The sequence below is a fragment of the Gardnerella vaginalis 1500E genome, assembly GCF_000263595.1.
Taxonomy (GTDB): domain Bacteria; phylum Actinomycetota; class Actinomycetes; order Actinomycetales; family Bifidobacteriaceae; genus Bifidobacterium; species Bifidobacterium vaginale_E.
This window is the reverse complement of the sequence record NZ_ADES01000019.1, coordinates 21,449-27,494: the sequence shown is the minus strand read 5'-3', so window position 1 is coordinate 27,494 and position 6,046 is coordinate 21,449. Positions and strand designations below refer to the sequence as shown.

The following is a 6,046-nucleotide window of genomic DNA, read 5'->3' as shown; positions in this document are numbered from 1 at the left end:
AAATAGTAAAAATAGTAATAAAAAAAATAGTAATAAATGTAGCAAACAGTTGCAATAAAACTAGTAAAAGTAATAAATGCAATTGTTTGCTATATTTCTTTTACAACAAAAATGCGATTGAAGCGTACGTTACAAGTAAGCCAATTCCAAGAGCAATGCTTATAAAAGCGTCAAAGCTCACGGAACGAACCTTCCATAAACTACGCTGACGCATTATCAATCGCATAATTCCAAGCAAGATGGCCGTCACAGCAACAATAGCTGCGGCGGCTGTTGCATATCCAATAAAAGCTAGTATTGCGCTTATTGCAACAATAATTGCTACAATCCACTCAGCGTAAGGTTTTCCTTCAGACTTTTCCGACACGTACGGATGCTCTGTTTTACTACCCTTAGTCTGCTGCTCGCTATTTGTCATACTTGTATAATACATAACTTGCAATAATAAAACACAAGTTGTTTTACAGAAAAACAAAAAATGCAGCGCTTGAAGTTATCAAACGCTGCATTTTTAGAATATTAATTTACTTATTTTACTTACTTACTAAATTACGAGGATTTAGTGGAAGAAGTGACGAGTGCCAGTTACGTACATTGTTACGCCGGCTTTACGAGCAGCTTCGAACACTTCCTCGTCACGAATAGAGCCGCCTGGCTGAACAATTGCACTAACGCCCGCTTCAATAAGAATCTGAGGGCCGTCAGCGAACGGGAAGAACGCATCAGAAGCTGCAACAGCTCCCTTAGCACGCTCAACACCATCTGCCAAAGTGTTAGCGCGTTCAACAGCCAGATGGCAAGAATCCACGCGATTAACCTGTCCCATACCAATGCCAACAGTAGCGTTGTCGTGCGCAAGCAAAATAGCGTTAGATTTTACGCAACGAAGCGAGCGCCACGCAAATTGCAAGTCACGCAATGTATCAACGTCTGCAGGATCACCGGAAACAAGAGTCCAGTTTTCTGGATTATCTCCAAAAGCGTCAATCTTATCTGCCGACTGCACTAACGCACCGCCGTCAATAGGATGCACTTGCAAATCCAAAACAGGCGGAGTTGCAACCTTCAGAATGCGAAGATTCTTCTTCTTAGTGCGAAGCAATTCCAAAGCCTCTGGCTCATAGTCTGGAGCCACAATAACCTCTGTGAAAATTGGGCGAACACTTTCTGCCATTTCCAAAGTCACTGTAGTGTTTGCAGCGATTACGCCACCGTAAGCGCTTACAGGATCACAAGCGTGAGCTTTTTTATGAGCAACAGCAGCAGTTTCGCCAATTGCCAAGCCGCATGGATTATTATGCTTGCAAACAGCAACAGCAATTTGTGGAGCAAAATCCCAAACTGCACGCCAAGCAGCATCCGCATCAACATAATTGTTGTAGCTCATAGGTTTTCCGCCAAGAAGCTCAGCTTGAGCTAAACCGCCATTATGCAATGGATCAACATACAATCCAGCCTGCTGATGAGGATTCTCACCGTAGCGAAGCTCGTGTTCCAAATGCCAAGTACGCGTATATTCTGCAGGAAGCAACACGGATTCAGCGTTTTTAGACTCGTTTTCAACATCTTTTGCGTTAAGACTTTCTGGCTTTGGACACGCTTTTTGAGTCCACTGAGAGATTGCAGCATCATAAGAAGCAGTGTGCTCGAATGCTTTAGCAGCAAGATATTCGCGCTCTTCTAAGCTAAATCCTTTGCCGGAAGAAACACGGTCTGCCAAAAGCTGATAGTCTTTAGGATCCGTAATAACAGCAACAGACTTATGATTTTTTGCAGCAGCTCTAATCATAGAAGGTCCGCCAATATCAATTTTCTCAATAATGGCATCATTATCAGCACCACTCATAACCGTGTCAACAAATGGGTACAAATTAACAACCACAGCATCGAACGGCTTTATATTAAGGTTTTCAAGCTGCTTTACATGATCAGCATTATTCATATCCGCTAAAATTCCTGCATGAATATGCGGATCCAAAGTTTTTACCCTACCATCTAAGCTTTCTGGGAAACCAGTAACAGTAGAAACTTCAGTAACATTAACACCAAGCTCGGCTAATTTAGAAGCAGTAGAACCAGTTGACACTACTTCAGTACCAACTTTAATAAACGCGTTTGCTAGTATTTCAAGTCCTTCTTTATGAAAAACTGAAACTAACACACGGCGAATTGACCTTTCCCCTGTGGTTATCAGCACATTTGCATTTGATTCTTGGCTATGTGTCTGTTGCACGGCGGTCGTCCTTCCTTAAATAGTGGTGAGGAATTTATTCTCTTTTGGTCTTTGATGAAACCGTTCTAGGAGCGGCTTTTTTCAAAGACAAAGGTGATTTTCGTTGTATTAATTCGGTATCTGTTTTATTTGTATTATCTTCTGTAAGATTTTCAGAAGTAGTTTCAGCTTCAACATTAAAAGTTTTGTTTTGCGCAGAATTTTTATTAAGCAGCATAGAAAAAAGGTAACGAATTGCCCAAGATAGCAATATTCCAAGAACTGCAATAAGCCAAGCTGCACAAACAGCATAAAGAGTAAGATGGCCTACAGCCCTAGTGCTTTCAACAATGTCAACTCCAACAAAAGAAAGCCTGTACTCTCCTAAAGATCCATTGGCCAAAGCAAAAACAATAGTAAAAATAATTGTTATTAAAGAAGCGATGCAAATACTTACTGCAGCTGCTTGAGCTAGACCTATAGCAAAAGCTTTAAGCTCTTCTTTATCTTCAATATTTTTCAAACGCAATCCACAACCGCGTTTATGCAATATTACTAAAAGTATTACCGCAAAACAAATTATTGGAATAACACTCAATATTGCGTTTCGGTATAACGAATCGGATACTGATTCAGGAAATATTCCAAAAACTGGCACAGGTGGCAAAGATTTATGCATTGAGGAAGCCAAAGTAAAATGCGCAACTTTCCCAATACTAAATCCTGCTCCGCAAATCCAAGACAAAGCCCAAATAGCTATATTTGGCAACCACACAAGGCATGCAATTGACGTAAGAATACGCGAACCATTTTGCATACCGAGTTTTATAAAGAAAGAATTAACAGAGCCAATATTAGTGCAGCACCAAACTATTACAGTTACTAAAGCCACAGCCGAGTATATTGCAAATAAAATAACTGACAAGCGTTTAATTATGAGAATATTTTTTTGCGCAAATTCAGGGCACACTTGTTTATAACGCTTCTTAAAAGTTTTATAAACTAAGCTGCGCGGGAAAACAGCAATAAACAAAGATATTAAGTATATTAAAGCTGTTTTGAAAATAATAACAGGAACAGAATCAACCAAAGTTATATGCGTATTTTGCGAAAGAATTACGTTAACAGCAACCCAAAATACGGTACCTGTTACGTATGCTGTAGAGCCGCCTTCAACTTTTCTAATTAGGCTAGAAAGAGAAGCTATAAGCAAAATTGTTAAACCTAAAGGAGTTATTGTTAGCACACAATTGTCAAAAGTAAGACCAATTCCTTGAGCAAACATAAATACAGCCCAAGTCATAGACATTGCGGAATCAGAAAGATTACCGGTTCCTTCTTCAATAGAAACTATAAGTAAAGTAAGAGATAAGAAAAGTCCTATTGTAAGAGAAAAAACAAAAATTACAATAAACGGAGTAATTACACCTTTAGATACACTGATTAAGGATGACTTAAGTTTTTCAACCATAGCTTCTCCTTTCAGTACTATTTCAAACGTGTAAAACTAATCTTAGTAAAATAATCCTAGTGCTTTAAATTGTTTATATTTTGCTAAACTCTACGCAGGCATAGTCATTAAACTGCTGCAAGGATAATCCTCTAAATCGTTCATTCCACTAATGCCAGTAAGTTCAATCACGAAACTAAATCCTGCAACTTGCCCTTTAGCTTTTTTAACAATATTTGCAGCTGCTTTAGCAGTTCCTCCAGTTGCAATAAGATCATCTACAATAAGAACACGCTGGCCAGGTTTAATAGCATCACTTTCGATTTCAATACTAGCCTGACCATATTCGAGCATATAAGATTCGCTAATAACTGGAGGTGGAAGCTTACCAGCTTTACGAATAGCAAGAAAACCCTTACCTAAACGTTCTGCTAGCAGTGGGCCGAAAAGAAAACCGCGAGCTTCAAGACCTGCAATTAAGTCGATTGAATCAGGCTCAGTAGGCAAAGCGTCTACTAAAGAGTCAACAAGAATACGAGAAGCACGCGCGTTAGAAAATATTGGGAGAAAATCGCGGAATACAATACTCGGATTTGGAAATCCTGGAACGGTACGAATTAATGAAGCAAGATAATCTGAATCATCTTTACTTACTGTTCTCAACGATTTTGCTGTAATATCCGTTGTTGTCATAATCCTAACGTTCTTTTCTTCGCAAGATGTGATTCTGGAATATGGAAAAAATCTGCATATTAGCGTGATGCGCGAAGTAAAAACTTCACACATCACGACTTAAAAATTTTTAATTATAAATTTTACTAAAAGCTTTATTTTTTATTCTGCAGTATCTGCAGTATTTTCAGCTTCTACTGATTCTGAAGCTTGTGTAGCTTCTGCAGATTCTGCAGATTCTGCATTAGATTCAGCTTCATTATCTGCAGCTTCTTCGTCGCTAATAAATGCAGGACGTACATACAACCTGTTTACAGCTCTAAAGGACACGCGCATTAAGCTACCTTCAGAATCAATAACGATTTCTTCGTACTGCATATCTACGCTTACAATCTTGCCAATAATTCCGCCGATTGTAATAACCTCAGTACCTGGCTGCAAAGATTCATGGAATGAACGCATTTCATTCTGACGCTTTTTAGCATTGCGAGTTTGGAACCACATCATAACAACCATTACTACGATAAGCGCAATAAGAAGACCGTACTGCTGGAAAAATTGAGGCACAATAAACTCCTTAAGTGTCCAACCATAAGACGGCCGAAATGCCGTCCAAGACAATTATTTTAAGCCATCTAGCTGACATTACTAGGAGCTTTCAAACCCAAATGCTCCCAAGCTTTAACAGTCGCAACACGACCTTTAGGTGTACGAATTAAGAATCCTTCACGAACCAAATACGGCTCGCAAACAGTTTCAACAGTTTCCGCTTCTTCACCTACCATTGCAGCCAAATTATTAAGACCAACCGGTCCTCCATTAAATTGGCAAACCATTGCTTTTAGAACCGCAATATCGAGCCTATCTAAACCCTGAGTATCAATTTGATACAATGCTAAAGCTTCAACAACAGCATCTTGATTTACACAATCCAAGTCGTGAACAATCGCCCAGTCGCGCACTCTCCTAAGTAAACGATTTGCAATACGAGGAGTTCCACGAGATCGCAAAGATAATTCTTTAGCAGCCTGATCTTTAAGATTAATTCCAAGAACTTTAGCTGAACGTTCAATAAGCTTTTCTAGCTCTTCGTGAGGATAAAAATCAAGGTGAGCTGTAAAACCAAAGCGAGCGCGCAATGGAGAAGGAAGCATGCCTTCGCGAGTAGTAGCGCCAACTACTGTAAAACGTGGTAAAGTAAGCGGTATTGAAGATGCTCCAGGACCTTTACCAACCATAACGTCAACGCGAAAATCTTCCATCGCAATATAAAGCAACTCTTCGGCAGCACGCGGAAGACGGTGAATTTCGTCAATAAATAAAACTTCGCCAGTGTCCAAAGCGCTGAGAATAGAAGCTAAATCTCCAGCATGCTGAATAGCAGGACCGGAAGTAATACGAATAGGAACTTGAAGCTCGTTTGCAACAATCATTGCAAGAGTAGTTTTGCCCAAACCTGGAGGACCAGCCAAAAGCATGTGGTCAGGCGGAACGTCGCGCTTTTTGGCCGCATCCAAAAATAATTGCAACTGTGCTTTAAGTAAAGGCTGGCCAATAAAACCTTCTAAAGCGCGCGGACGAAGCTCCTCATCACTAAGCTGCTCATTAGCTAAAGGAGCAGAAGAAACCATGCGCAAAGAATCTTCCGAAACACCAGTATTTAGTGCAATTGCATATTCATCACTCATTTCAACTCCCCCAATGCTTTATTT

General features: G+C 39.8%; 6 protein-coding genes. All 6 read right to left on the bottom strand.

Annotation, left to right across the window (positions count from 1 at the left end):
* Positions 1 to 100: 100 nt before the first annotated feature.
* Positions 101 to 418, bottom strand: coding sequence for a hypothetical protein (locus CGSMWGV1500E_RS00925; RefSeq protein ID WP_004129210.1), 318 nt, complete (start codon positions 416 to 418; stop codon positions 101 to 103).
* A 141-nt stretch (positions 419 to 559) separates the two neighbouring features.
* Positions 560 to 2,233, bottom strand: a complete 1,674-nt coding sequence (gene purH, locus CGSMWGV1500E_RS00930; RefSeq protein ID WP_155114883.1) for a bifunctional phosphoribosylaminoimidazolecarboxamide formyltransferase/IMP cyclohydrolase — start codon at positions 2,231 to 2,233, stop codon at positions 560 to 562.
* Between the two features lie 34 nt (positions 2,234 to 2,267).
* On the bottom strand, positions 2,268 to 3,683 hold the full coding sequence (locus CGSMWGV1500E_RS00935) for a DUF6350 family protein (protein ID WP_004129206.1): 1,416 nt from the start codon (positions 3,681 to 3,683) through the stop codon (positions 2,268 to 2,270).
* Positions 3,684 to 3,773: 90 nt separating this feature from the next.
* Positions 3,774 to 4,355, bottom strand: coding sequence for an adenine phosphoribosyltransferase (locus CGSMWGV1500E_RS00940; protein ID WP_004129204.1), 582 nt, complete (start codon positions 4,353 to 4,355; stop codon positions 3,774 to 3,776).
* 141 nt (positions 4,356 to 4,496) lie between these two features.
* Positions 4,497 to 4,901 carry a preprotein translocase subunit YajC gene (yajC, locus tag CGSMWGV1500E_RS00945; RefSeq protein ID WP_004129201.1) on the bottom strand — a complete coding sequence of 135 codons (405 nt, stop codon included), beginning with the start codon at positions 4,899 to 4,901 and terminating at the stop codon, positions 4,497 to 4,499.
* 68 nt (positions 4,902 to 4,969) lie between these two features.
* Positions 4,970 to 6,022, bottom strand: a complete 1,053-nt coding sequence (gene ruvB, locus CGSMWGV1500E_RS00950) for a Holliday junction branch migration DNA helicase RuvB (protein ID WP_004129199.1) — start codon at positions 6,020 to 6,022, stop codon at positions 4,970 to 4,972.
* Positions 6,023 to 6,046: the final 24 nt, after the last annotated feature.

Excerpts from the sequence above, each read along its gene's own strand:
- CGSMWGV1500E_RS00925 (WP_004129210.1), bottom strand. The coding sequence starts at position 418 with ATGACAAATAGCGAGCAGCAGACTAAGGGTAGTAAAACAGAGCATCCG.
- CGSMWGV1500E_RS00940 (WP_004129204.1), bottom strand. The coding sequence starts at position 4,355 with ATGACAACAACGGATATTACAGCAAAATCGTTGAGAACAGTAAGTAAA.
- ruvB (WP_004129199.1), bottom strand. The coding sequence starts at position 6,022 with ATGAGTGATGAATATGCAATTGCACTAAATACTGGTGTTTCGGAAGAT.
- CGSMWGV1500E_RS00935 (WP_004129206.1), bottom strand. The coding sequence starts at position 3,683 with ATGGTTGAAAAACTTAAGTCATCCTTAATCAGTGTATCTAAAGGTGTA.